We start from the raw sequence: 24,012 nt of genomic DNA, 5'->3' as shown, positions 1-24,012 counted from the left end.
CGCAACCCGATCGTGGGTAATTCGATAAAGATCCACTCCATAGAGTGGGACATAGCGGACATTTCACAGGAACATCGGTTTCCTGGTCAGCATGAGACGACTTGCCGTGCTTCGCCACGACGTGCCCGCCTCGCTCGTGGTTTTCCTCGTCGCGGTCCCGCTTTCGCTCGGGATCGCCCTCGCGTCCGGCGCCCCGATCGTCGCCGGGCTGATCGCCGCTGTCGTCGGAGGTGTGGTCGCCGGCGCCCTCGGCGGCTCTCCGCTGCAGGTCAGCGGGCCCGCCGCCGGGCTGACCGTGCTGATGGCCGAGACGATCTCCACCTTCGGCTGGGCGGTCACCTGCCTGATCACCGTCCTCGCCGGGGCGCTGCAGATCCTGTTCGGGCTGAGCCGCGTCGCGCGGGCGGCGCTGGCCATCTCGCCGGCGATCGTGCACGGGATGCTCGCCGGGATCGGCATCACGATCGTGCTCGGCCAAGCGCACGTGCTGTTCGGCGGGAAGGCGCGGAGTTCGGCGCTGGAGAACATCGCCCAGCTGCCCGCGCAGATCGCCGCGCACCACGACGCCGCCGCGCTGATCGGCGTCCTGACCCTCGCCATCCTGCTGGCCTGGCCCAAACTTCCCGCGGCGGTAAGGAAAATCCCCGGACCGCTGGCGGCCATCGCGGTCGCGACGGTGGTGTCCCTGGCCGCCGGAATGACGCTGCCGCGCGTCGAACTCTCCGGCGACCTGCTGCAAATCCGTTTCACCCCGCAACTGCCGGACGGCGGATGGGGTCAGGTCGCGGTCGCGGTGATCACGATCGCGCTGATCGCCAGCGTCGAGAGCCTGCTGTCGGCGGTCGCGGTCGACAAACTCCAGAACGGCCCGCGCGCCAACCTGAACCGCGAGCTGATCGGTCAGGGCGCGGCGAACATGGTGTCCGGCGCGCTCGGCGGACTGCCGGTGACCGGTGTGATCGTGCGCAGTTCCACCAACGTCGCGGCCGGGGCGCGCACCCGGGCGTCGGCGATCCTGCACGGCGTGTGGGTGCTGGTGTTCGTGGTCGCGCTCGCCGGGGTGCTGAAGTCGATTCCGCTGGCCGCGCTGGCCGGGCTGCTCGTGCACGTCGGCGCGAAGCTGGTGAATCCCGGTCATCTGCGGCAGGTGCTGCGCCACGGCGATCTGCCGCTCTACCTGGTGACCGTCGCCGGGGTGGTCGTGTTCGACCTGCTGACCGGCGTGCTCGCCGGGATCGTGCTGGCAGTGCTGCTGATGCTGCGCCGGACCGTGTGGTCGGGCGTCCACGCCGAGCACCACGGCGGCGAATGGCGCGTGATTGTCGAAGGTGTGCTGACGTTCCTGTCGGTGCCGCGGCTGACGAAGGTGCTCGGCACGATTCCGGCGGGCTCGAAGGTGACACTGGAGCTGGTCGCCGACTACCTCGACCACGCGGCGTTCGAGAGCCTTTCTTCCTGGCAGCAGGCGCACGAGCGGACCGGCGGCACGGTGGTGGTCGACGAGATCGGGCATCCGTGGTTCGCGAAGGGCAAGGAAGGCCGTCCGACACTCCGGCGCACCGCGGCGGCCGGTGCGATGCCGAGGTGGCTGGCTCCGTGGTCGGCCTGGCAGGCGGTGGACGCGCGGGTTCCGGGGCAGCGGACGCACCGGGGCGCGACCGAGTTCCAGCGCCGGGCCGCGCCGCTGCTCAAGGACGTCCTCAGCGGGCTCGCGCACGCGCAGGAGCCGCACACGCTGTTCATCACCTGCGGTGATTCCCGGATCGTGCCGAACCTGATCACCACGTCCGGTCCGGGCGACCTGTTCACCGTCCGCAACATCGGCAACCTGGTGCCGCCGGGGCAGGCTGATCCGTCGACCAACGCGGCGATCGAATTCGCGGTCGGGGTGCTGGGAGTGCGGGAGATCGTGGTGTGCGGGCACTCCTCGTGCGGTGCGATGGGCGCGCTGGCCAGCGGTCCGCCCGCGGGCACCGCGCTCGCGACCTGGCTGGTGCACGCCGAACCGAGCCGGAAGCGGGCGGGCGCGGTGACCCTCGACGGGGAACGGCCGGAGCGCGAACCGGACCGGCTGGCGTTGCACAACGTCCTGCAGCAGCTGACGCATCTGCGGCAGTATCCGCTGGTCGCCGAGGCCGAAGCACGCGGCGAGCTGGCGCTGACCGGGCTGTACTTCGACGTGGGCGAGGCGCAGGTGTACCTCGCCGACCCGGAGAAGGGCGAGTTCGTGGCCGCGGGAGCGCCCGCGGCGGCCCCGGCGGGCTGACTCGGGCCCTCGCGCGTGCCTCCGGTGCGCGCGAGGGAACCCCGAGTGTTGACATCGGGCAACACGGCAATATCTTGATGGCTCGTGACGACGCTCGTGATGACCGGAACCGGGACCGACGTCGGCAAAACGGTCGCCACCGCGGCGATCGCGGCGCTGGCCCTCGCGCAGGGACAACGCGTCGCGGTGCTGAAGCCCGCGCAGACCGGTGTGCTCCCCGGCGAGGCAGGAGACCTCGCCGAGGTGGTGCGGCTGGCGGGCAAGGACCTGACGGTCCGGGAGCTGCGGCGTTATCCGGATCCGCTGTCCCCGGAAGCCGCTTCCCGTCGCTCCGGGCTCCCGGCTGTGGGTCCCGGGGAAATCGCCGCCGCCGCCAGCGAGCTGGACGCGGCGCACGACCTCACCCTGGTCGAAGGCGCGGGCGGGCTGCTGGTCCGGTTCGACTCGCAGGGGAGCACGCTGGCGGATGTTGCCTGGTCGCTGGGGGCTCCGGTGGTTCTCGTCGCGCAAGCCGGGCTGGGAACGCTCAACACGACTGCGCTGACCGCTGAGGTGGCTACCCGGCGCGGGTTGAACGTCGTGGGGGTCGTCATCGGGTCCTGGCCGGCTGATCCGGATCTGGCTGCTTTGGAGAACCTTCGGGATCTGCCGGTGGCCGGCGGTGCGCCCTTGCTGGGGGTCCTTCCCGCGGGTCTGGGCGCGGCGGATCGGGAGACCTTCGCCGAGCAGGCCAGGCGGGGGTTGTCGCCGTGGTTCGGCGGGGAGTTCGACCCGGAGGCGTTCACCGCGGCCGCCTCCGCCCAGAACTAGCCCCGCCGCGAGGAATCGCCCCGGTTCCGGGACTGAGCGATCCGCTCGGCCCCGGCTCAGCGGATCGGGAGGGGAAGAAACCGGGCCGATTCCTCCGCCGCGACGGAGCCGTGGCGATCAGACACGAGTCGCGGCACTCGAACTCACCGCGAGCGGTTACTCTCAGTCCCGCACACTCGCAGGGAACGCACGCGCAGGGAAGGGAGCCTCGGGTGGTCGATTCCGCGGGCAAGGCGGCGCATCGGTCTTCGGCGATGGCCGAGGAGTGGTCGGTGCCGGTGTTGTTTCCGCCGCAGCGGCCGCGGGTGGTGGTGAAGGCTGATCTGCTTCCCGCGGTGAGCGTGCTGTCGACTGCTGCGTTGCTGGGGATTCCGCTGGGGTGGTTGTGGTCCCTGCTGGCTCCGGCGGAGCGGGTGCGGGTGATCGGGACCAGCGGTCAGCTGGCGCCCTTGGAACTGGAGAGCTGGCATCGGTTCGACGATCTGGCCGTGTTCGGGTTTCTGGCGATGGCTGCCGGGTTGCTGATCGGGCTGGTGGTGTGGTTCCTGCGGGAGCGGCGGGGGCCGGTCGTGCTGGCGGCCGCTGCCGGCGGGGCGTTGGTCGCGGCCTGGCTGGGGACGCAGATGGGGCCCGCGTTCGCCAATGCGAAGTATTCGGTGGACGCGCCGCCCGCGTTGGGGACGGTGATTGAGCAGGCGCCCCGGATCGAGACCGGGTGGGTGGTGCTGGCCGCGCCGTTGGTGACTTGCCTGGTTTATGCGTTGATGACGGCGTGGAATGGGCGGGAGGATCTCGGGCGGCGGCTTGGGTGAGTCCTCCGTCCCGGGGGCTCGTCGCCTGGCGGCGACGTTGCCGCGGTTCTGTGTGGGGCCACCCCGAAGCTTGAGGGTGCCGTGTTTGTGGCTTCGTATCGGGGTGGTGGGGGTGTGGCTGTGTTGAGGGGTGGGGGTTCGCGGGCGGCGGTTTGGCGGCGGGTGGGACCGCGGGAGGCGAGAGAGGGGAACCCTGCGGGAATCTGGGGATGTGAGGGTGGCCCTCACGGCGAGCGGAGCGGGAGTGCGAGGGGGCTAGTTCAGGTCTGCGGGTTTGGTGAAGGTCGCCAGTTCGGTGGGCGGCAGGGGGACCGCGCCCAGGGTTTCCAGGAAGCCGGCTTCCCGGGTGAGCAGGCGGCAGGCGATGCGCAGGCGGCGAAGCGGGTGGGTTTCCTCCAGCAGCAGCTGCCGGTCCTCCAGCGGGAGCAGGCAGTCGGCGGCTAGCTGGTAGGCGAGTTCGCCCAGATCGGCGTCGTCGTGGGGTGGGTGCCAGTCGTCTGCGTGCCAGGCGGCTTCGCAGTATCGCTGGTGGGTGCCTCTCGCTACTTCAGCCAGTTGGCGGGCCGTGGACTCCGCTGAGGCGGGGACTGGGTCGTCGGGGAGCCAGTCGACCTCGGCCATCAGGTACGGCGCGGACGCTTGGTGCAGTTCGCGCAGGCGGAAGCGGCGGGCGGCGCGCGTGACTACGTCGTAGCGGCCGTCGGGGAGGCGTTTCGCTTCGCGCAGGATCGTGCTGCAGCCGACACTGTACACATGGTCCAAACCACTGACCTCGCGGACAAGCGGGGCGCGCAGGGCGACCACGCCGAACTCGTGCTCGGGGACGTTGCCGGTCACCAGGTCCGCGGTGAGCTGCCGGTAGCGCGGTTCGAAGATGTGCAGCGGCAGGTGCGTTCCGGGGAGCAGCACGGTTTGCAGCGGGAACAACGGCAGGGTCGCCGTTCCGCTGGGGCACTGCTCTGGCTCGGTCACGGCGTCCACGGTACGGGCTGCGGAGCCCCGCCGCAGTTCGTGTTTACCGCCGCGGAGGGGGCTTCAGTACCGCGAAAGGGTCGGTGATGTGCATGTCTTTCGCGGCAAAAGAAAACAGCGCCGCAGGTCGTCCGCCGCTCCGGCCGGGGGCCGCGGTGTGGCCGGTGGGGATCAGCAGGCCGCGCCGCTGGAGCACGCGTTGCAGGTTCGTCGCGGACACTTTGTAGCCGAGTGCGGCGGAGTACAGGCCCCTTAACGCGGAGATGGTGAATTCCTCTGGGGCCAGCGCGAAACCCAGGTTGGTGTAGCTCAGTTTCGACCGCAGGCGGTCGCGGGCGCGCAGCACGATCGCCTCGTGGTCGAACGCGGTGCGCGGCAGCGCGTTCACGTCGTGCCACTCGGTGTCTTCGGGGACTGCTGGGTCGACGCCGGAGGGGACCAGGCCGAGGAACGCGGTGGCTACGACGCGGGGGCCGGGGACGCGGTCCGGTGCGCTGAACACGGCGAGCTGCTCTACGTGCTTCAGCTGGCGTACGTCCACCTTCTCCGCGAGCTGCCGCCGGATGGAGGTTTCGACGTCCTCGTCGGGGCGCAGCCTGCCGCCGGGAAGCGACCAGCGGCCGAGGTGCGGATCGAGCGCTCGGCGCCACAAAAGCACGCGCAGTGTGTCCGAGCGCACTTGAAGGACTGCCGCCAGAACCTCGTGGGCGAGGGGGGCTTGGGTGTTAAGATGGCTTCGCACGGTTTTCGATTATAAGGCGAAAACCGGGATGGGGAGGAACCGGGGTCGATCCGGTTCCGAGGCCGGCGATTCTCGAGAGGGCCGAACACATGACCACCACGCTTGACCAGGATCTGACCCCTTACGGCGGGGTCGAGGCGGACGCCGACTGGGCCGCCCGCGTGCGGGAGCTCGCCCGCAAGCGCGACGCGGTGCTGCTCGCGCACAACTACCAGGTCCCGGAGATCCAGGACATCGCGGACTTCACCGGCGACTCTCTGGCGCTCAGCCGCATCGCGGCCAGCAGCGACGCGTCGACGATCGTCTTCTGCGGCGTGCACTTCATGGCCGAGACGGCGAAGATCCTGGCTCCGGAGAAGACGGTGCTGATCCCGGACGCGCGGGCCGGCTGCTCGCTCGCCGACTCCATCACCGGCGCCCAGCTGCGCGAGTGGAAGGCCGAGCACCCGGGCGCGGTGGTCGTCTCGTATGTGAACACGACGGCCGAGGTCAAGGCCGAGACCGACATCTGCTGCACGTCGTCGAACGCGGTCGACGTGGTCGCTTCCATCCCGGCTGACCAGGAAGTCCTCTTCCTGCCGGACCAGTTCCTCGGTGCGCACGTGAAGCGCGTGACCGGGCGCGGGAACATGCACATCTGGGCCGGGGAGTGCCACGTGCACGCCGGGATCAACGGGGCCGAGCTGGCCGCGCGCGCCGAGGAGAACCCGGACGCCGACCTGTTCATCCACCCCGAATGCGGCTGCGCGACCTCGGCGCTTTACCTGGCGGGCGAGGGCGCGGTGGCTCCGGAGCGGGTCAAGATCCTGTCCACCGGCGACATGGTGCACGCGGCCCGCGACACCAAGGCGACCTCGGTGCTCGTGGCCACCGAGATCGGCATGATCCACCAGCTGCGCAAGGCGGCGCCGGAAATCGACTTCCGCGCGGTGAACGACCGGGCGTCGTGCCGGTACATGAAGATGATCACTCCGGCCGCGCTGCTGCGGAGCCTGACCGAGGGCGCGGACGAGGTCCACGTCGACCCGGAGACGGCCTCGCGGGCGCGTGCCTCGGTGCGGCGGATGATCGAAATCGGGCAGCCTGGCGGTGGGGAATGAGCGGCCTAGTTAGCGCCGATGAGGCGAAAACCCCACCGGATCCGCGGTGGGAAGCCCGGGCCGATGCGGTGGTGATCGGCAGTGGCGTGGCGGGGCTGTCCGCGGCGCTGCGGGCCCGCGAACTCGGGCTGCACGTGCTGGTCGTGACGAAGGCTGCGGTCGCCGACGGCAACACCCGGTGGGCGCAGGGCGGCGTGGCCGTGGTGCTGGACGGCGAGCGCGACGAGGGCGACACGGTCGAGAAGCACACGGCTGACACGCTCACCGCGGGAGCCGGGCTGTGCGACGAGGACGCCGTTCGGTCGATCGTTGGCGGCGGTCCGGCGGCAGTCACTGAGTTGCGGCAGAACGGCGCGGTGTTCGATCACAGCGCGAGCGGGCTGTCGCGGGCTCGCGAGGGCGGGCACAGCGCGTTCCGGGTGATCCACGCGGGCGGCGACGCGACTGGTGCGGAGGTCGAGCGCGCGCTCGTCGCCCAGGCAGGCGAGCGGCGGATCCCGGTGCTGGAGCACCACATCGCCGTCGACGCGCTGCGCACGTCCGCGGGCGAGGTGGCCGGGGTGACGGTGCTCGACCGCAACGGTGTGCCGGGGGTTGTGCGCGCGTCGGCGGTGGTGCTGGCCAGCGGCGGATACGGGCAGCTGTACCAGGCGACCTCCAATCCGGAGATCGCGACCGGCGACGGGTTGGCGCTCGCGTTGCGCGCTGGTGCGGCGGTGGCCGACATCGAGTTCGTGCAGTTCCACCCGACGGTGCTGTACACGCCGGGCGCGCGCGGGCGGTGTCCGCTCGTCACGGAGGCGGTGCGCGGCGAGGGCGCGACGCTGGTGGACGGCGCGGGCGCGTCGGTGATGGCCGGGGTGCATCCGCTCGGCGACCTGGCTCCGCGCGACGTCGTGGCGGCGGCGATCACTCGGCGGCAGACGTTGGCTCCCGGCGGCATCGACGATCACGTTTTCCTTGACGCCACTGGAATTCCTGGCTTCGCGAAGCGGTTCCCGACGGTGCACGCGGCGTGCGCGGTGCTCGGCATCGACCCGGCAGTGGACGCGATTCCGGTGACGCCCGCGGCGCACTTCGCGTGCGGCGGTGTGGTGGCCACTGTGGACGGACGCTCGACGGTGCGCGGGCTGTACGCGGCTGGCGAGGTGGCTCGCACCGGGTTGCACGGGGCGAACCGGTTGGCGTCCAACAGTCTTCTCGAAGGATTGGTCGTCGGGCAGCGGGCCGCGGAGGCGGTCGCCGCGGATCTGGCCGCCGGGTTGCTGCCGGATCCGTCGCGGGGCCGGATTCCGGAACGGACAGTCGCGCCGACGGCGGAACGTGATGTGCTGCAACGGGTGATGAGCCGGTACGCGGCGATCGGCCGGGATGCCGACGGGCTGGCCGCGGCGGGTTCGGCGCTCGATTTGTCGACAACGGACAGTCCGTTGTGGACGCACACCGCGGTCGAGGACGCGGCGCTCACCTTGGCCGCGCAGGCGTTGCTCGCGGCGGCGGAGCGGCGGAGCGAATCGCGGGGATGCCACGTGCGGACGGACTTCCCGGAGCGGGTCGAAGGGCTGCGGCGGAGCCAGCTGATCCGGCTGAGCCCGTCGGGGCAGCCGGTGCTGGTCGAGGCGACATCGTTGGAAGGGGTGGCATGAGCGGGGAATTTTCGGAAGCGGTGGTGCGGGCGCTGGTGGTGGACGGGCTGGACGTCGCTGATGTCCGGCGGGTCGTGACCACCGCGCTGGAAGAGGATTTGCGGTACGGGCCGGACGCCACGACGGCGTCCACGGTTCCGGCCGGCGCCCGCGCGGTGGCGGAGTTGACGCCGCGCGTCTCCGGTGTCGTGGCCGGGATTCCGGTGGCGCTGGCGGTTTTCGACGAGGTGCTCGGGGCCGACTGCGAGGTGGTCTCGATCCGCGAGGACGGTTCGACCGCGGTCGCGGGGGAGCCGGTGCTCGTGCTGCGCGGTCCGGTGCGCGGGTTGCTGACCGCTGAGCGCACGGCGCTGAACCTGGTGTGCCAGCTGTCCGGAGTGGCGACGGCGACCGCGGCGTGGGTGTCCGCGATCGAGGGAACCGGTGCTGCGGTAAGGGATTCGCGCAAGACGACACCGGGGTTGCGGCTGCTGCAGAAGTACGCGGTGCGATGCGGCGGCGGCGTGAACCACCGGATGGGTCTTGGCGACGCGGTGCTGATCAAGGACAACCATGTGGTCGCGGCCGGTTCGGTCACCGCGGCGCTGGCGGCGGCACGGGAGCACGCGCCGCGGCTGGCGTGCGAGGTCGAGGTGGACGATCTGGCCCAGCTGGACGAGGCGCTGACCGCCGGGGCGGACGAGGTGCTGCTCGACAACTTCACGCCGGAGGAGTGCGTGAAGGCGGTCGCGCGGCGGGATGAGGTGTCGCCGAAGACGCGGCTGGAATCGTCCGGCGGGCTGACGCTCGACCGGGCGCGGGCGTACGCCGAGTCCGGTGTGGACTACCTCGCCGTCGGCGGGCTCACGCATTCCTCGCCCGCTCTCGATCTCGGGATGGACCTGCGCTGACCCTGTCGCCGCGGCCCGTTCTCCACTAGAATCTCCTTGTCCGGCAAGGGGAGGGGGCCGCGGTGCGGGGAATTGCCGCCGGAGCGGTGGCCGCGCTCGTGGCGCTCGGCCTGCCCAGCACGGCGACCTCGGCCGGGGCGGCCGCGTGCGCGAATCCGTCCGGTCCCTACACCGGGGCGGTGTCGTGGGGGCAGCGGCTGGTCAACCCGCCGCGGCTGTGGGCGCTGACCAGAGGCGAGGGCCAGACCGTCGCGGTGATCGGCACCGGTGTCGACAAGCAGAACGCGCAATTCGGGCCCGGACAGGTGCTCGGCGGCGCGGGCACCGCGGATTCCGATTGCGACGGCCGCGGCACGATCGCCGCGGGCATCGTCGGCGCGCAGCAGGCGAACGAGACCACGTTCACCGGCGTCGCACCCGGCGTGAAGCTGCTTCCCTTGCGCTATACCGAAAGCAACGGTTCGTCCTCGGACGGCGGCGGCGATCCCGGTGCGCTGGCGGGGGCGATCGACACGGCGGCCGACCAGGGTGCGGGTGTGATTCTCGTGGCGGTCCCGGCGGGTTCGGACAGCCCGGCGCTCGGCGCGGCGCTCGAGCACGCGAAGTCGCGCGGGGCCGTGGTGATTTCGGCCGCGGCGGCCACTCAGCAAGGGGCGCACACTTACCCGACCGCTTCGAAGGGCGTGCTCGCGGTCGGTTCGACCGACGAATCCGGCGCGCCGGTGCAGGCCGAAGCCGGGGACTACCTCGGAATCGCCGCGCCCGGCGCGAATCTGGTGAGCACGTCGGCGGGCGGCGGGGGCGCGGTCGCGCATCGCTGGCCGATCACCGACCCGAGCCTGGCCGCGGCGTATGTCGCCGGGGTGGCGGCGCTCGTTCGTTCGGCGCATCCGGAGCTGAAGGGCGAGGAGGTGGTGAACCGGTTGCTGCTCACCGCTTCCCGTCCGCCGTCCGGGGCGCACGATCCGCGCCGAGGGTGGGGAATGCTCGACGCTTACGCTGCGGTGTCTTCGACGTTGCCCGCTGACGCGCCCGGTCCGAGCGCGGCCGCGGTGCGGTCTGAGCTGCCCGCGGTGGTTCCGGCCGCGGCGCAAGCTCGGCCGGCGTCCGAGGTGGCGGCGGGAGTCGTCGCGGTGGGCGGGGTTGTGGCGGCGGCCGCGGCGGGGATCGGCGTGGCGGCGTTCCGGCGGGGGCGGCGGCGCGGGTGGCGGCCGTCGCGGTTCCGCGCGTCGTGAGTGTTCGTGCCGGTTCTCACTGCGATGACCACTCACGCGGCGGGGCGGGCTCGCGTCCGTTGCGTGCGAAGGTTGGCGGCGCGATGGGAGTCGTGCGTGTTTATGCCGGTTCTCACCGTGATCAGCACTCACGAAGCGGCGCGGGCGTGCGGGGTCAGTCTTCGTCAGCGTCGGGATCAGCGCTCACGAGCCGGGTCGAGCCGATGATCGCCACCCCACGCCCGTCGCGCGCGATGTGCACGCTGAAATCCGCGCCCGCACGGGAAAACCGCGCGATGACCTCGCGGTAAGTGCTGCGGTCGTACGCTTCCCAGCCCGCTGTTTCCAGCGTCGGCCGCACCGCTTCGGCCAGCACCCGCAAAGCTGCCGGGCTGTCCTCCAGCCGGACCCCGTACTGCCAGCACACCACATGCCCTGGCTGCGCCGGATCGCAGTCCAGTTCACCGTCCACCGTGGGCACTGCGCGAGGGCCGAACGCGGCGGCGACGCTGTCGACGACGTTCGTCAGCTCGGCGGCCAGATCCTTCAATTCCCGCGTGATCACGGAAGCACCGCCGGAACCGGCACGGGGGCCTCGGTGACGTGACCACCGGTCAGGACGCCGTAGATGTTCTCCCACGAATCCGAACCCGGTTTGAGCACGCCGCTGTGCGAGGACAAGCCCCACTGCACGTTTCCGGCCGCGTCGTGGCCGGTGGTGAGGTCGGTGACGCCGGGGAAGGTGTCCGGGTCGGCACCGTGGCCGATGCCGGTCCATTCCAGGGCCCCGGCGTTGCCCTGGGCGAGGATGATCGGGTCCAGCGGGGCGGTCATCGAGTACCGCTGCACGCCTGCCTGGCTCGGCGGCAGGTCCGCTGGGCTCCATACGCCGTGTCCCATGCCCGCCGACTCTACGTGCAGCACCCGGTCCACTGGCAAGCCTTGCTGGTCAGCGAGCCCGACGGTGGCGCCGCCGTAGCTGTGGCCGATCGCGGTGATGGTCGCCGCGCCGCCGGTCTGGGAGTCGACCTGGCCGCGCAGTTCGTCGCCGAACGCCTTGAGGTTCGGGGCCATCGTCTGCGCGTAGCTGGCTTCGGCGCCCTCGGTGGTGACATTCTGCGGGAACACGCCGTCGGCCCAGACGACCATCGCGGTCCGGCCGCTCGGGTCGGCGGCGACGAGGCTGCGCCCGAGGTCGGCGTAGGACTGGAAGGTGTCCATCCGGGTGTGCACGCCGGGCACGAACAGCCCGACGTTGCGTGTGCCCGGCTGGATCGTGCCGACCAGTTCGGCGATCCGGCCGTTGCCGGACGGGTCGAACCGCAGGATCTGCCGGTGGTCGTCGATAATGCTTTGGTACAAGGCGATTCGCCGCTTCGAGCGGGCGATGGCGTCCGGATCGGACAGTCCGGCCAGGCGGGTCCGTTCGGCGGCGAGCGCGTCGGAAACCTTCATCCGGTTGGCCGCGACGGTCCCGGCCCAGCCGCCGGCGGCGGCGGATTTCCCGGCTGAGGGCACCGGGTCTTCGGGCAGCAGCGAGCGGTACATCGCCGCCACCTGCTCGTCGGCGCGCCGGTAGCCCGCCGACGAAGCCGTGAGGCCGTCGCGAAGAACCTGGGCGCGAGCGACGCGCTGGTCGACGTCCGCGGCGAGTGCGCTGAGCGTTTTCGCGAGCCCGGCGGCACATCCGGACGACGCGGACACCTGGCCGAAGGCCGTGGCGGGCACTCGTTCGCCCGCCACGGCCTGCTGCACGGTCCGGAGCGCGCCGGTGCGGGCGTCCAATTCGGACGCCGCGCTGGCGAGTTTCGCCGGGGCGACCCGGTAGCCGTCGGTCACGGCTGGTCGGCCGGCTCTTCGCCGACGACCGAGGGCGCGACCGGAGCCTGCTGGCCCCACACGTTCTCGGTTTCGACGAGCCACGCGGGAATCCGGCGGCCGGAGCCCAGGTCGCCGCCCGCCCCCATGCCGCCCATCGGCATCATGGGCATCATCGGCATGGCGCTCTTGGCCGCCGCGCCCGCCGCACCGGCGGCACCGCCCGCGAGTCCGCTGAGGACGTTCGACTGCGCGTTCCCGGCGAGCCCGGAGTGCGCGGCCGGAGCCTCCCCGGCGCCGCTGAGGCCTCCGCCGGACGGAATGCCGCCGCCGTCGATCGACGGAGCGCCTCCGCCGCCGACCGGGATCCCGCCGCCGCTCCCGCCCTCGGGACCGGCGCCGCCGCCGAGCTTCATGCCCGGCGGAGTGTCCGGCTCCTTGTCCTTGCCGTCCTTGCCTTTGTCCTTGCCCGAGGCCCACGGCGGAACCTTCGGCATGATCGATCCGAACCGGCCGAACGCCGCCGCGGACGCGGCCGCGAGACCGGCGGTGAACATGTCGCCGAACAGCGGGCTGCCCGGATTCTGCGCCGGATGCCCTGGCTCGGAGCCGGGGACCTGTGTGCCGTCGGCGGGCAGCGGGTGCGAGTCGACCGGTGCGCCGACCGCGGTGCCGCCGTCCGGAGTGTTGCCGACCGCTCCGGTGCCGCCGGGCGAAGCGCCGCCGCCGGGGACCGGCTTGGGCGGAGGGGCGGCCGAGTTCGGCGAGACCGGGATCGAGTCCTCGGCGGTGTCGTAGTTCGTCGCGAGGTTGTTCATGACGACGATCGCCTTCGCGTGCGCGGAGCCGGCGGCGTTGGCGGCCTGTTGCTGCGCTTCGACGTTGGCGATCGCCTGCTGCCGCTGCTGCGTCGCGGCGATGATCGTGGCCGGCGGGGTGTCCGCCGGAAGCAGCGGCGGATTGACCGCCAGCGCGACGTCGGCGGGGGAGACGTCCGGCACCGCGACCGGCGGCGGCATCTCGGCCTTCGCCTTGACCAGCGCGTCCGCGGCGTCCTCCAGCATGTCGCGCATGCCCTGGGCGGTGACCGCGACCTTGCGGATGCCGCCCACGAGGTCGGTCATCATGGTCCGGTACTGGTCGGCCGCGCCGCCGGTCCACGAGCTGGAGAAGTCGGTGAGCTGGTCCGACAGGTTTTCGGCCTGGTCGTACAGCCCGCGCGAGGCCGAACTCCACTGTTCGGCCGCGGCGCGCGCGGTGGTCGGGTCGCCCGCCTGCAGCATCGCGTAGAGCTGCTGGTGGGTGTAGCCGGCGAAGTTGGTGCGAGGCCCGCTCATGCGTTCTTACCCCCTGAAGAATCAAGGCCCAGCAACGAGAAAAGCGGGTCCAGCAGACCGGTCTGCTGACCCGATTGGTGCAGGTCGCCCGCGACCGACTGGTCGGCCTGGGCGTATCCGTCGGCGACGGTGGTGGTGACGTCCTGAGCGAACGTGATCGCCCCGCGGACCTGCTCCAGCAGGCCCTGCATCTCGGCGACCGCGGCGTGGTGGGCGTCGGCGAGCGAAGCGGCTTCCCCGAACTCCCCGAACAGCAGCGGATGCTCGCCGAGGGTGCGCAGGAAGTCGTTCGGCCGGGACATCGCGTGGATCTGGGTTTCCAGCTCCCGGACGAAGTCGCTCAGCGATTCCAGGTGGACGTAGTACGACTGGTCGGGCATCGGCCGGTGACCTCTCGTGCGGCAGGACGCGGGAAAGCCGGCCGTCCGGAGCGGGCGGGGGGTGGTCCCGCCCCGGACGGCCGGCGTCGGGGCCGGATCAGGCGAACAGGCCCTGGTTGCGGTTCTCCAGCTGGTGCTGGAGATCGTGGGCGTCGCCGACCTTGGTGCCGAACTGCGCGATGATCGCGACGATGTCGGCGGTCGCCTGGCGGAGCCGGGTCTCGGAGGCGCGCGCCGCTTCACCGGCGGAGCTGCCCGAGGCGTACCAGGTCTGGGTGATCGGCTGCAGGTTCTGGTGCAGCTGCTCCAGCTGGGAGGTCAGCGCCTTCGCCTTGGCGGCGAGCGACGCGGAGCTGTGCTGCAGGGCCCCGAAGCTGATTTCTACGACGTCAGCCATGGTGTCTTGTCCTCTCTCAGGGGTTGAGGCGAGGGATCACGTTGCCCTCGACGGTGTGGCTGACGCTCTGGAAGCTCTGGTGCACGTCGGAGTCGCCCGAGTTGTAGTTCGCGTGGCTGGTGTGCACCAGCTGCGACATCGTGTCCAGCTCGCGGACGGCCGCGGTCATCTTCTCCTGGAGCCTGCGCTGCAGGTCCCAGAACGCGACGGCCTGGTCGCCCTTGTAATTCCGCAGCGTCTCGGTCAGCTCGGACTCCAAGCTGGCCATCGTCGTCTTCGCGCTCGACGCGGTCTCCTCGAAGCCCTGGACGGCGCGCGTCATGGCAGCTGAATCTGCCTGGAATCCCGGACTGGACATCTGACGGGCCACCTCCTTCCCTCTCGTGGAAAATCCCGGTGCGCGGCGGGCCGCGCGATGTGAATGTCACGCTAGAAAAGAAGCGGGTGTGGTCAAACGGCACAACTGCCGGTCGCTTTGACGGCACTATTACCCACAGGTGGGGCGCTCCCTACCCCCGAGACGGGGGACGACGCCAGTGCTCGCGCCCCCGCGCGCGGCCAGGCTGACCCCCATGACTTCCTGGGGATTACGACTGTTCCGGCTGCACCGCCCGCTCGGCGTGCTGGCCGGGGCGATGGCGGTGCTGCTGGTCGCGTGCGGGTTCGGGCTGCTCCTGGATGATCGCACGCTCGTCAACGCGCCGCTGTGGGCGAAACCGTTCAAATTCGCGGTTTCGGTGGCGCTGTACGCGCCGACGCTGGCGTGGCTGCTCTCGCTGGTGCAGCGCGGCCGCCGGGCTGGCTGGTGGATGGGCACGGCGTTCGCGGTGGGCATGGGCACGGACATGGCACTGCTGGTATGGCAGGTGCTGCTCCACGACCGGCCGCTGCACTTCAACCACGCGACGCCGGCCGACGTGACGATCGGCAACGTCCTGGCCACCGGCGCGTTCACCGCGTGGGGCGCGACCGCCGCGGTCGTCGTGCTGCTGCTGTTCCACAAGCTGCCGGACCGCGCGCTGACGTCCGCGCTGCGGTGGGGAACCGCGCTCGCGGCGGGCGGAATGGGAGTGGCGCTCATGATGTTCTCGGCCAGCCCGGCGCAGCAGCGGGTGCTGGACGGCGGCGGGAAGCCGTCGATGATCGGCGGGCACACGGTCGGGCTCGAGGACGGCGGGCCGGGGCTGCCGCTGCTGGGCTGGAGCACGGTCGGCGGGGACCTGCGGATCACGCATTTCGTGGGGATCCACGCGATTCAGGCGTTGCCGCTTCTGGCGCTCGCGCTGGTGGCGCTTTCCCGGCGGTATCCGGTGCTGTCGAACGAGCTTGTGCGGCGCCGGCTGGTGTGGACCGGTGCGGTCGGGTACGCCGGGGTCATCGTGATCACGGCGTGGCAGGCGATGCGGGGACAGTCGATCGTGCGGCCGGACTTCTGGACGCTGGCTGCGACTGCCGGGTTGGTCGCGGTGGTGGCGCTGGGCGGCGTGCGGTCGGTCCGGGCGGTGAGCGTTCCCGATGAGCGGCATGCGCTGAGGGGATTCTGAGATCTCTCCGGTACCCCTTGGCGGGTTGGCCCGACGGGAGGACGGCGTGATGGCATTTCCCCAAGACCTGCTGGATTCGCTGCGGCGCGCGCCGGACGCGGTCGCGTTCGAGCACGGGGACCGGCGGGTGCGCCGGGGCGAGGTGCTCGACCTGATCGGCCGGTTCGCCGCCGGGCTGCGGGCGGCCGGGATCCGGCCGGGCGACGGGGTCGGGCTCGCGACCGGGGTGACGCCGGAGGGATGGGCCGCCCAGATCGCGGTGCAGACACTGGGGGCTCGGGCGGTGGGCGTGCGGGCCGGGCTGCCCGCGGCGCATCTCGACGCGGTGCTCGACGGGGTGGCCGCGGTGGTGACTGACGCCGAACTGCCGGAGCCGGCGGGCGTGCGGACGCTTCCGATCGGGCCGGAACTCCTTGCCGCGCATGAGGAACCGGTGCCGTGCGGGAAACCGTCAGACCTCGGCTGGGTGGTGTTCACCAGCGGGAGCACGGGGGTGCCCAAGGGGGTCGCGTATCGGTTCGACGCGTTGGGCGAGTTCGGGCTGGAGCAGCGGGCGGGGGAATCGGCGGCGGACTACCGGCGGTTTCTGCTGTTCGGGACTTTGAGCAGCGCGGTGATGGTGTTGCATGCGCAGGCTTGCTTGCTCGCGGGCGGTACCGTGGTGATCCCGGCGGGGCTTCCGGACTTTCCCCGGATTCTGCCGAGGCTGGACATCACGGCGGCGCTGGTGACGGTTCCCCGGCTGTATCGGATGCTGGATGTGCTGCGGGAGGAGGAAATCGATCTTTCCGGGCTGCGGGCGCTGACTGTCGCCGGGTCTCCGGTGGAACCGGGGTTGCTGGCCGAGGGGTTCGCGCGAATCGGGCCCGCGCTGCGGCAAGGGTACGGGCAGACCGAGACCGGGAAATTGACTGTGCTGGGCACGGCGGACGTCGCGGAGCGCCCGGAGGCGATCGCGTCGGTCGGACTGCCGGTCGAGGGGGTCTCGCTGGAGGTGCGGGATGGTTCGGGGCGTGCGGTGCCCGCTGGGGTGACGGGGGAGGTTTTCGCCCGTACCGCAAGGGCTTTCGCGGGATACTGGCGCGATCCACCGCTGAGCGCGACGGTGCTGGCCGACGGCTGGGTCCGCACGCAGGACATCGGGCGGCTCGACGAACGCGGGTTCTTGTATTTGACCGGCCGCGCCCGGGATGTGGTGATCGTGAACGCGGTGCTTCATCACACCGGTCCGATCGAGCGCGCGCTCGCCGCGCATTCCGCCGTGGATCAGGCGTATGTCGTCGCGGTTCCGGATGAACGGACCGGGGAAGCGGCGCACGCGTTCGTGGTCGCCGCGCCGGGGTGCGAGCCCGATCCGGGGGAATTGCGGGCGGCGGTCGCCGCGGAAGTGGGGGAGGCCGCGGTTCCGGCCTCGTTCACGGTGCTGGCCGAGGTCCCGGTCGCGGAATCGGGGAAACCGGACAAGGCCGCGTTGCGCGCCCTCGCCCGGTGAATCCCGCGGGGTTCCGGCCTGCCGCGCACGGGGGCGGCAGGCCGGAACGCGCGGATCAGACGCCCGCGGTCTGCTTGATCCAGTCGCGGCTGCCGGCGACGCTGGCGTAGTTCTGCGTGCCGTGCTCGTCGCTGCCGGAGTTCTCGCCGGTCGAGCAGACGCCGACCTGGACGCCGTCGGCCAGCTGCGGGCCGCCGGAGTCTCCGTGCCACGAGGAGCCGGTGACGCCCTTGCTCGCGATTGCCTTGCCGTTGAAGGCATCCGTGCTCTCGCCGGTCACCTGGACGTCCGCGGTCTTGAGGGTGTCCGAGGGCGGGCTCTGGTCCTTGGTGCGGCCCCAGCCGTAGATCTGGTTGGTGGCGCCGTTTTCCGGGTCCTGGTCGGCCAGCTTCATGAACGTCGTGTCCACAGCGGACTTCAGGTGCAGCAGGGCGATGTCGCCGTTGGGCGAGGCCTTCTGCTCGTCGACCGCGGCCTCGGTGCCCTGGCCCAGCGCGACGTCGCCGACCTTGACGTGCATGCCGCCCTTGTTCAGGCAGTGCTGCGCGGTGAGCACCCACTGCGAGGCGATGATCGTGCCGGAGCATTCGAAGCCGCCGTAGTCGGTGACGTCGTCCCAGAACACCTGGGCTCCCCACGGGGCCGACTTCACGGTGTCGCCGCCGATGATGTGCGTGTCGGCACTCGCCGGGACCGCCGCCCCGGCTCCGAACGCCATCGCCGCCCCGGCGACTACGGCCGCCGCTTTCGCGTAACGCATGGAAAATCCCTCCGCCTCGGTGGTGATTTCCCGACCGTAGGCGGCAGGTGGAAATCCGGTAACCTACGGAAGTCGGTCTTCGATCCACGTTTCGCGGAGCGTGCCGTCCGGGTCAAGTCGCTGGTGGAGGGTCTCGGCTTGCTCCGGCCGGGTGAGTGCGGCGACGGCTGCTTCCTGCTGAAGGCGCAGTGCGTGCACGGCGACGCGGAGTTCGCGGATCCGGCCGCGCGTGCGGAGCCGGGCTCGCCACGGGCGCCAGAGGACGGCGAGCAGGAGTCCGGTGGTTTCGGCGCGGTAGGCCTGGGCGGCTTGGGTCAGCTGGTCGGTGTCGGCGAGCCCGCCGAGCCGGCGGTTGACGGCTGTTGCCACCGCGCTTTCCAGGACGCGTTCGTGCGCACCAGCGGCGAAATCGGCGACGCGGCGGGGGATTCCGGCGACCAGCACCGCGGTGAGCAGTTCGGAGAGGGCTTCGCGGAGGGCGCGGTGGGCGTCTGTTCCGTCTTCGAGGACGGCGACGATCCCGAGTGCGTCAGCGAGGGTTTTCCGGCTGGTCAAGGTGTTCGGGGGCAAACCGATCCGGATTTCGCGCACACCGCCGGAGATCGCGCGGGTCGCTTCGAGCCGCCGGTAGACCTCGGCGCGGAGCTGGCGGCGTTCCTGGATCTTCGTGAAGTAGTTCGTCAGTGCGGCTCCGACGACGCCTCCGCCGGTGGTGTAGGCCAGTTCGACCAGGCCGGGCATCAGGGCTCCTTCGCTCGTGGACTGCCTATGCTGGCAGCAGCGGGGATACCAGGGAGCGGGATGCACACGGTGACTTTCGGCGCGGCGCGCGGGGATCGGCTGGTGATCGCTGTGCACGGGCGGGCGCATCCCGGCGCGGACGATTTCTGGGACGGGAACTGGCTGGTCAGCCCGATCGAGATCGTCTCGGGCGGATTCACCGCGCGGCTGGCCGCTGGGCTGCGGGCCAACGAACTGCGGGAGTTCCGGCGGGAACTGGCGGCCTGCGCCGAGTCCGGCGGCAGCGCGCGGCTGACGTCGCTGGAGGATTGGCTGGACCTGACCGTGACTGTCGCGGACGGACGGGTCGAGGCGGAGGGCGTCGCGGTCGCCGAGCATTCGAGCGGGAACCGGTTGTCGTTCCGCCTCGAAGGGATCGAGTACGCGCGGCTGGCCGAGGCGGTGGCTGGGCTGAGCGCGATCGAGGCCAGTTATCCGGTGCTGGGACTTCCGTAGGTCGTGAGGGGAACCCTCACGACCTACGGAAGCGATCAGCCCGCGAGTTTGGAGGAATCGGGAGCCGCGGTCACGGGGACCGGCGTGGTTTCGCACGGCGGGGAAAGGCGGCCGGAATGACTGTGCCGGAGCCTCGGCGGCCCGCCGGTTTCGGGGATTTCCGCCGGATCTCGGACATGTTCGCCTGGCCCGCACGCCGGAAGTCGCTTCCCGGGGAACGGCCGGACATCCAGTGGCGGTCGATCAAGGTCATGGCGGAGTGGAGCGCCCGCCCGGTGTGGTTCTTCAACCCGTACACGCACGACGTGAGCACCCCTGCCGACCCCGCGTCGCCGGAGCTGGGGCTGGGCGCGGAACCGGCCCGCGATCTGGCGGCGTGGCAGGACGAATGGGACGTCACCCGCACCACGGACGGCCCGGCGTCCTGCGCATTCCCCTCGGAGGAAGCCGGGCGCCGGTTCGACGAGCGGGGCCGGGAACTCACGCGCCGGGTTCGGCGTGAAGTGCCCGTGGACTGGGACGTTTCCTGCTTGAGCCACCTGACCAACCGAGAGGTCTTGCTCGACTGAGCCGTTCAGTCCTCCACCGGCTTGGTCCACGCCACCTGCACCAGCTCCGTACCGTGCCGGCGCGACACCAGCGTGCCACGGCCAGCAGGCTGCGGCGAAGGCTTCACATCGCCCAGCAGCGCGCCCTCTTCCTTGCCGCCGGACATGACCAGGCCCGGTGAGCCCAGTTCCCGGACTCGCTGGATCACCGCCTCGTACAGGCCCCGTCCGGCGCCGCCGGAGGAGCGGGCCAGGATCAGGTGGAGGCCGATGTCCCTTGCCTGCGGCAGGAATTCCAGCAACGGCAGCACCGGGTTCCGGCCCGCGGTCGCGACCAGTTCGTAGTCGTCGATGACCACGTACAGGTCCGGTCCCCGCCACCAGGAGCGGTTGCGCAGCTGGTCGGGCGTGACGTCCGGGCCGGGGAGGCGGTTGCGCATCGCGGTCGCGCATTGGTGCACCAGGTCGGTCAACGTGTTCTCGGCGCCGGCGTAGCCGAGCAGATGCGGGTGGTCCACCACGCCCAGCAGGCCGCGGCGGTAGTCGCCGACCAGGATCAACGCCTCGTCGGGGGTGTTCGCCTGGCAGATGCCGGTGACGAGGGCGCGCAGCAGGGAGCTCTTGCCCGATTCGACGTCGCCGAAGGCCAGGAAGTGCGGGTCGGTCCGGAAATCCAGGTGAACGGGGCGCAGGGTGGATTCGGCCAGGCCCAGGGTGATCCGGCCGTGCGGGGCGGCGGGGAGCGAGTCCAGCGGGACTTCCGGCGGGAGGAGGCGGACCTGGGGCGCGCGCGGGCCGGTCCAGGCCGCCGAGACTCGGCGGACCAGGTCCAGGCCGCCCGCGCCGACGGTTTCCGGGCGTTGATCGGAGTCGATGCGCGGGAGAGCCGCGAGGAAGTGCAGTTTGTCCGCGGTGAGGCCGCGGCCGGGGCGGTCGGCGGGGACGTTTTGCGCCACCTTGCGGTCGATCGACGAGTCCGCCGGGTCGCCCAGACGCAGTTCGAAGCGGGTGCTGATGGCGTCGCGGAGTTGGGCGCGGGCACCGATCCACTGGTTGAGCGAGACCAGGACGTGGATGCCGAAGCCGAGACCGCGTTGGGCTAGTGCGGTGATCTGTTCTTCGAGGCGTTCGTATTCGGACCGGATGGTGGTCCAGTTGTCCACGAACAGGAACACGTCGCCGAACTCGCGGTCGTCGTTGCTTTCGGTGAATTCGCCGCGGCGGCCGCGGAAGGCAGCCATCGATTCGATTCCGTGCGCGGCGAAGAATTCTTCCCGCTGTTCCAGCAAGGTGACCAGTTCGGCGACGACCCGGCGGCAGCGTTGCGGGTCGCGGCGGGTGGCGTAGCCCGAGACGTGCGGGAGTCCGGCGATCGGGGCCAGCGCGCCGCCGCCCATGTCCAGGATGAAGAACTGCACCTCGGCGGGGGTGTGGGTGAGCGCGAGCATCGCCGCGATGTCCTTCATCAATGTCGACTTGCCGCTTTGCGGTGCGCCGACGATGACCGCGTTGCCCGCCGCGCCGGAGAAATCCGCCCACAGCATGTCGCGGCGTTGTTCGAAAGGCTTGTCCACCAACGCGACCGGGATGGTCAGCTTGCCGTTGCCGCCCCAGCCGAGCGGGCACAACCCGCGGTGGGGGTCTTCGCCGATGGGCGGCAGCAGCTGGTCCAAAGCGGGCGGTTCGGCCAGCGGCGGCAGCCAGATCTGGTGCGCGGCCGGGCCGCGTCCCTCCAACCGGGACAGCATCGCGCCGATGATGGTCTCGCCGGTGCCCTTCGCGGGGGTCTCGGCGGCGGGCTGTTCGGCGACGGGGACTTCAACCGGGCCCAGGGTGAAGGGCAGCACGCCGAGTTGTCGTCCGTCCGAGCGCACGATGCGGCTGCGCGGCGGGAGTTCGCCGGAGACGTAAGCGGCTTTGAGCCGGATCAGGGTGTCGTTGTCGGACTTCAGGTAAGCCGAACCGGGCACCGGCGGCAGCTGGTAGGCGTCGGCGACACCCAGCACCGCGCGGCTTTCCGCGGCGGAGAACGTTCGCAGGCCGATCCGGTACGACAGGTGCGAGTCGAGCCCGCGCAACCGGCCCTCCTCAAGGCGCTGCGACGCCAGAAGCAGGTGGATCCCCAGCGAACGGCCGAGCCGTCCGATCGCGACGAACAGGTCGATGAACTCCGGTCGCGAGGACAGCAGTTCGGAGAACTCGTCGATGATCACCAGCAGCGACGGCAACGGCTGCAGCGGCGTGCCGTCCGCGCGCGCCTTCTCGTAATCGCGCACCGACGCGTAATTCCCGGCTGCGTGCAGAAGTTCCTGCCGCCGCAGCAGTTCGCCGTTCAACGCGTCCGCCATGCGGTCGACGAGCGCGAGGTCGTCGGACAGGTTCGTGATCACCGCGCAGGTGTGCGGCAGGTTGGTCATGCCCGCGAACGTCGCGCCGCCCTTGAAGTCGATCAGCGCGAGGTTCAGCTTCTCCGACGAATGCGTGACGGCCAGCGCGGTGACCAGCGTGCGCAGCAGTTCGCTCTTGCCGGACCCGGTCGCGCCGATCACCAGCCCGTGCGGGCCCATGCCGCCCTCGGCGGATTCCTTGAGGTCCAGCTCGACCGGGCGGCCGTCGGGGTTCACGCCCAACGGGATCCGCAGCCGGTCGCGCGCCGGGCGCGGGGCCCAGGTGACGGTCGTGTCGGTGTCGCGCGGGTCGCCGATGCCGAGCAGTCCGGCCAGCCCGAACGTCGAGGACATCGGCTGTTCGCTGACCACCGCGCCGCCTTGGTGCAGCGGCGTCAGCATCCGGGCCAGCGCTTCGGCCGCGCCGTGGTCGAGCCGGTCCGGCATGCCGAGGAAGCCGAGCCGCGCTTCGGTGCCGTCGAGCACCACCATGCCGAGCTGATCCGGTGCGACGTGCAGGCTCAGCAACCGGTCGGTCGACGTCGCGCGCGGCTGGTCGCCGCCGATCTCCAGCACCGTGACGCCCAGCCTGCCTTCCTCGGCCAGCAGCCGCGGTTCGCCGTGGGAGTCGCCGCCGTCGACGACGAGCACGATGTGCGGCAGGTCCGCGGCCTCGCCACGACGCGAGAACGCCGGACGGTCGCCGAGATCAGGGCCGAGCAGCTTCGCGAGTTCCGCGGCGCCGCCGGCGAACAGCCGCCGCGGGCCGGTCGCGTCGGAGAGCACCGGCGCGGTGGCGTGCGGCAGCCACTTCGCCCATTCCCAGTCGTGCGAACGGTCCGGGGCGACGCAGAACGCCACGCGCAGGTCGGCCGGGGAGTGGAACGTCACCAGCTGCGCCAGCACCGCGCGGGTCATCCCGAGCACCTCGAACCGGCGGCCGGACAGCGTCGCGGCCGCGTAGGAACGCAGCGAGATCGAAACCGGCAGGCCCTCGACGGTCGAGAAGGTCTGGATGAAGTGCTTGAGGTTGGTGGAGGAAACCGGGTCCAGCTCTTCCAGCGGCGCGATCTGCGGCGCGCGCAACGGCGTCGCGAGCGGCTGCGGGCCGGTGGCCGCGCGCACCATCGCGAACGACCGGTCGCCGCGGCGGCGGTCCCAGTGCTGGTCGGTTTCGACGTAGGCCCACAGATCCGCCGGATCCGGCTGCTGCGCGATCAGCGTGGCGCGCTGGGAGTCGGCGACCGCGCGCACACGCGTGCGCAGACCGGCGAGATACCGCTGGTAGTCGCGGCGCTCCTCGTTGATCTGCGCCTTCTTCGCCATGCCGCCGCGGCCGAGCGACATCACGATCATGCCGCCCATCGCGGTGACGAACAGCGCGCCGAAGATCCAGGTCATCACCCCGCCGTCGCGTCCGATGTAGACGAACGACATCGCGCCCATGCCGAGCATCATCGGCAGGAACATCATGAGCTGCAGCACGCCGCCGGAGCCGCTCTTGGGCAGCATCGGCGGGGACTGCAGCATGATCTCCCCGGGCTGCTCGCCGAGCAGGCCGAGGCGGTCGCGGGCGGAACTCATGCCCCGTATTTTGGCCGTCTGCTGTCCGGTCGCGGTGGGTACTTTTGCCGTCCGCTCGCCCGGCGGCGCGAACCTAG

22 protein-coding genes are annotated in these 24,012 nt (G+C 71.2%); 11 read left to right on the top strand and 11 right to left on the bottom strand.

The genetic code is table 11. The features are described from left to right. Positions 1 to 91 precede the first annotated feature (91 nt). The 3 genes from BM362_RS34825 (at position 92) to BM362_RS34815 (ending at position 3,888) form a co-directional block, all read left to right on the top strand. On the top strand, positions 92 to 2,266 hold the full coding sequence (locus tag BM362_RS34825) for a SulP family inorganic anion transporter (RefSeq protein ID WP_208865423.1): 2,175 nt from the start codon (positions 92 to 94) through the stop codon (positions 2,264 to 2,266). A gap of 84 nt (positions 2,267 to 2,350) precedes the next feature. After that, entirely contained in the window at positions 2,351 to 3,076 is a 726-nt protein-coding gene (bioD, locus tag BM362_RS34820; protein WP_067577931.1) for a dethiobiotin synthase, read from the top strand. A gap of 254 nt (positions 3,077 to 3,330) precedes the next feature. Continuing rightward, positions 3,331 to 3,888, top strand: coding sequence for a DUF2567 domain-containing protein (locus tag BM362_RS34815; RefSeq protein ID WP_067578169.1), 558 nt, complete (start codon positions 3,331 to 3,333; stop codon positions 3,886 to 3,888). Between the two features lie 255 nt (positions 3,889 to 4,143). Here the strand turns inward: BM362_RS34815 and BM362_RS34810 are convergent, their stop codons facing one another. Together BM362_RS34810 and BM362_RS34805 are read right to left on the bottom strand one after the other, a co-directional pair. Beyond that, entirely contained in the window at positions 4,144 to 4,860 is a 717-nt protein-coding gene (locus BM362_RS34810) for an LON peptidase substrate-binding domain-containing protein (protein WP_093576089.1), read from the bottom strand. A gap of 43 nt (positions 4,861 to 4,903) precedes the next feature. Further along, positions 4,904 to 5,557, bottom strand: a complete 654-nt coding sequence (locus BM362_RS34805) for an NUDIX hydrolase (protein ID WP_202507341.1) — start codon at positions 5,555 to 5,557, stop codon at positions 4,904 to 4,906. A gap of 134 nt (positions 5,558 to 5,691) precedes the next feature. Here BM362_RS34805 and nadA point away from each other — a divergent pair, with 134 nt between their 5' ends. The 4 genes from nadA (at position 5,692) to BM362_RS34785 (ending at position 10,473) form a co-directional block, all read left to right on the top strand. Continuing rightward, a complete protein-coding gene (nadA, locus tag BM362_RS34800; RefSeq protein WP_093576052.1) occupies positions 5,692 to 6,702 on the top strand; it encodes a quinolinate synthase NadA in 1,011 nt (336 codons plus the stop codon). Then, the gene (locus BM362_RS34795) at positions 6,699 to 8,348 is read left to right on the top strand and encodes an L-aspartate oxidase (protein ID WP_093576051.1); all 1,650 of its coding nucleotides are present in this window, start codon (positions 6,699 to 6,701) and stop codon (positions 8,346 to 8,348) included. Before nadA ends, BM362_RS34795 begins: the two co-directional genes overlap by 4 nt. Continuing rightward, positions 8,345 to 9,238, top strand: a complete 894-nt coding sequence (gene nadC / locus BM362_RS34790; RefSeq protein ID WP_093576050.1) for a carboxylating nicotinate-nucleotide diphosphorylase — start codon at positions 8,345 to 8,347, stop codon at positions 9,236 to 9,238. Before BM362_RS34795 ends, nadC begins: the two co-directional genes overlap by 4 nt. A 62-nt stretch (positions 9,239 to 9,300) precedes the next feature. Continuing rightward, a complete protein-coding gene (locus BM362_RS34785) occupies positions 9,301 to 10,473 on the top strand; it encodes a S8 family serine peptidase (protein WP_093576049.1) in 1,173 nt (390 codons plus the stop codon). Between the two features lie 154 nt (positions 10,474 to 10,627). On the opposite strand, the gene BM362_RS34780 is transcribed toward BM362_RS34785, so the two are convergent. From BM362_RS34780 to BM362_RS34755, 6 genes are all read right to left on the bottom strand, one after another. Next, positions 10,628 to 11,017 carry a hypothetical protein gene (locus BM362_RS34780; protein ID WP_093576048.1) on the bottom strand — a complete coding sequence of 130 codons (390 nt, stop codon included), beginning with the start codon at positions 11,015 to 11,017 and terminating at the stop codon, positions 10,628 to 10,630. Next, complete coding sequence (locus BM362_RS34775; RefSeq protein ID WP_067577918.1) at positions 11,014 to 12,291, bottom strand: alpha/beta hydrolase; 1,278 nt, start codon at positions 12,289 to 12,291, stop codon at positions 11,014 to 11,016. The genes BM362_RS34780 and BM362_RS34775 overlap by 4 nt, the downstream gene beginning before the upstream one ends. Continuing rightward, positions 12,288 to 13,607: a WXG100 family type VII secretion target gene (locus BM362_RS34770; RefSeq protein ID WP_093576047.1), complete on the bottom strand. Its 1,320-nt coding sequence runs from the start codon at positions 13,605 to 13,607 to the stop codon at positions 12,288 to 12,290. Before BM362_RS34770 ends, BM362_RS34775 begins: the two co-directional genes overlap by 4 nt. Next, entirely contained in the window at positions 13,604 to 13,987 is a 384-nt protein-coding gene (locus BM362_RS34765; protein ID WP_067577914.1) for a hypothetical protein, read from the bottom strand. The genes BM362_RS34770 and BM362_RS34765 overlap by 4 nt, the downstream gene beginning before the upstream one ends. Before the next feature lie 97 nt (positions 13,988 to 14,084). Further along, positions 14,085 to 14,384 (bottom strand): hypothetical protein, encoded by a 300-nt coding sequence (locus BM362_RS34760; RefSeq protein WP_037809581.1) that lies wholly within the window; start codon positions 14,382 to 14,384, stop codon positions 14,085 to 14,087. Between the two features lie 16 nt (positions 14,385 to 14,400). After that, positions 14,401 to 14,742 carry a WXG100 family type VII secretion target gene (locus tag BM362_RS34755; RefSeq protein WP_093576046.1) on the bottom strand — a complete coding sequence of 114 codons (342 nt, stop codon included), beginning with the start codon at positions 14,740 to 14,742 and terminating at the stop codon, positions 14,401 to 14,403. A gap of 214 nt (positions 14,743 to 14,956) precedes the next feature. Between BM362_RS34755 and BM362_RS34750 the strand changes: the two genes are divergently transcribed. Both BM362_RS34750 and BM362_RS34745 read left to right on the top strand, forming a co-directional pair. Then, positions 14,957 to 15,928 carry a hypothetical protein gene (locus BM362_RS34750; protein ID WP_067577910.1) on the top strand — a complete coding sequence of 324 codons (972 nt, stop codon included), beginning with the start codon at positions 14,957 to 14,959 and terminating at the stop codon, positions 15,926 to 15,928. A 49-nt stretch (positions 15,929 to 15,977) separates the two neighbouring features. Next, positions 15,978 to 17,420, top strand: coding sequence for a class I adenylate-forming enzyme family protein (locus BM362_RS34745; RefSeq protein WP_093576045.1), 1,443 nt, complete (start codon positions 15,978 to 15,980; stop codon positions 17,418 to 17,420). A gap of 55 nt (positions 17,421 to 17,475) precedes the next feature. On the opposite strand, the gene BM362_RS34740 is transcribed toward BM362_RS34745, so the two are convergent. Then, complete coding sequence (locus tag BM362_RS34740) at positions 17,476 to 18,180, bottom strand: S1 family peptidase (protein WP_093576044.1); 705 nt, start codon at positions 18,178 to 18,180, stop codon at positions 17,476 to 17,478. Between the two features lie 63 nt (positions 18,181 to 18,243). Continuing rightward, positions 18,244 to 18,921 carry a hypothetical protein gene (locus BM362_RS34735; RefSeq protein WP_067577908.1) on the bottom strand — a complete coding sequence of 226 codons (678 nt, stop codon included), beginning with the start codon at positions 18,919 to 18,921 and terminating at the stop codon, positions 18,244 to 18,246. A 60-nt stretch (positions 18,922 to 18,981) separates the two neighbouring features. Here BM362_RS34735 and BM362_RS34730 point away from each other — a divergent pair, with 60 nt between their 5' ends. Together BM362_RS34730 and BM362_RS34725 are read left to right on the top strand one after the other, a co-directional pair. Further along, entirely contained in the window at positions 18,982 to 19,416 is a 435-nt protein-coding gene (locus BM362_RS34730) for a WapI family immunity protein (RefSeq protein WP_067577906.1), read from the top strand. Between the two features lie 116 nt (positions 19,417 to 19,532). After that, complete coding sequence (locus BM362_RS34725; RefSeq protein ID WP_093576043.1) at positions 19,533 to 19,985, top strand: hypothetical protein; 453 nt, start codon at positions 19,533 to 19,535, stop codon at positions 19,983 to 19,985. Positions 19,986 to 19,990: 5 nt separating this feature from the next. On the opposite strand, the gene eccCa is transcribed toward BM362_RS34725, so the two are convergent. Continuing rightward, a complete protein-coding gene (gene eccCa / locus BM362_RS34720) occupies positions 19,991 to 23,935 on the bottom strand; it encodes a type VII secretion protein EccCa (RefSeq protein WP_093576042.1) in 3,945 nt (1,314 codons plus the stop codon). Positions 23,936 to 24,012 lie beyond the last annotated feature (77 nt).

The sequence above is a fragment of the Amycolatopsis rubida genome, assembly GCF_900115345.1.
In the GTDB taxonomy this organism is placed as follows: Bacteria; Actinomycetota; Actinomycetes; order Mycobacteriales; family Pseudonocardiaceae; genus Amycolatopsis; species Amycolatopsis rubida.
The sequence above is the reverse complement of the archived record's forward strand: the minus strand, read 5'-3'. Positions and strand labels throughout refer to the sequence as shown.

Coding starts and splice junctions, on each gene's coding strand:
- BM362_RS34750 (WP_067577910.1), top strand. CDS start 14,957: ATGACTTCCTGGGGATTACGACTGTTCCGGCTGCACCGCCCGCTCGGC.
- BM362_RS34745 (WP_093576045.1), top strand. CDS start 15,978: ATGGCATTTCCCCAAGACCTGCTGGATTCGCTGCGGCGCGCGCCGGAC.
- BM362_RS34725 (WP_093576043.1), top strand. CDS start 19,533: ATGACTGTGCCGGAGCCTCGGCGGCCCGCCGGTTTCGGGGATTTCCGC.
- BM362_RS34795 (WP_093576051.1), top strand. CDS start 6,699: ATGAGCGGCCTAGTTAGCGCCGATGAGGCGAAAACCCCACCGGATCCG.
- BM362_RS34825 (WP_208865423.1), top strand. CDS start 92: ATGAGACGACTTGCCGTGCTTCGCCACGACGTGCCCGCCTCGCTCGTG.
- BM362_RS34740 (WP_093576044.1), bottom strand. CDS start 18,180: ATGCGTTACGCGAAAGCGGCGGCCGTAGTCGCCGGGGCGGCGATGGCG.
- eccCa (WP_093576042.1), bottom strand. CDS start 23,935: ATGAGTTCCGCCCGCGACCGCCTCGGCCTGCTCGGCGAGCAGCCCGGG.
- BM362_RS34770 (WP_093576047.1), bottom strand. CDS start 13,607: ATGAGCGGGCCTCGCACCAACTTCGCCGGCTACACCCACCAGCAGCTC.
- BM362_RS34815 (WP_067578169.1), top strand. CDS start 3,331: ATGGCCGAGGAGTGGTCGGTGCCGGTGTTGTTTCCGCCGCAGCGGCCG.
- BM362_RS34765 (WP_067577914.1), bottom strand. CDS start 13,987: ATGCCCGACCAGTCGTACTACGTCCACCTGGAATCGCTGAGCGACTTC.
- BM362_RS34755 (WP_093576046.1), bottom strand. CDS start 14,742: ATGTCCAGTCCGGGATTCCAGGCAGATTCAGCTGCCATGACGCGCGCC.
- nadC (WP_093576050.1), top strand. CDS start 8,345: ATGAGCGGGGAATTTTCGGAAGCGGTGGTGCGGGCGCTGGTGGTGGAC.
- BM362_RS34735 (WP_067577908.1), bottom strand. CDS start 18,921: ATGCCCGGCCTGGTCGAACTGGCCTACACCACCGGCGGAGGCGTCGTC.
- BM362_RS34760 (WP_037809581.1), bottom strand. CDS start 14,384: ATGGCTGACGTCGTAGAAATCAGCTTCGGGGCCCTGCAGCACAGCTCC.
- BM362_RS34730 (WP_067577906.1), top strand. CDS start 18,982: ATGCACACGGTGACTTTCGGCGCGGCGCGCGGGGATCGGCTGGTGATC.
- nadA (WP_093576052.1), top strand. CDS start 5,692: ATGACCACCACGCTTGACCAGGATCTGACCCCTTACGGCGGGGTCGAG.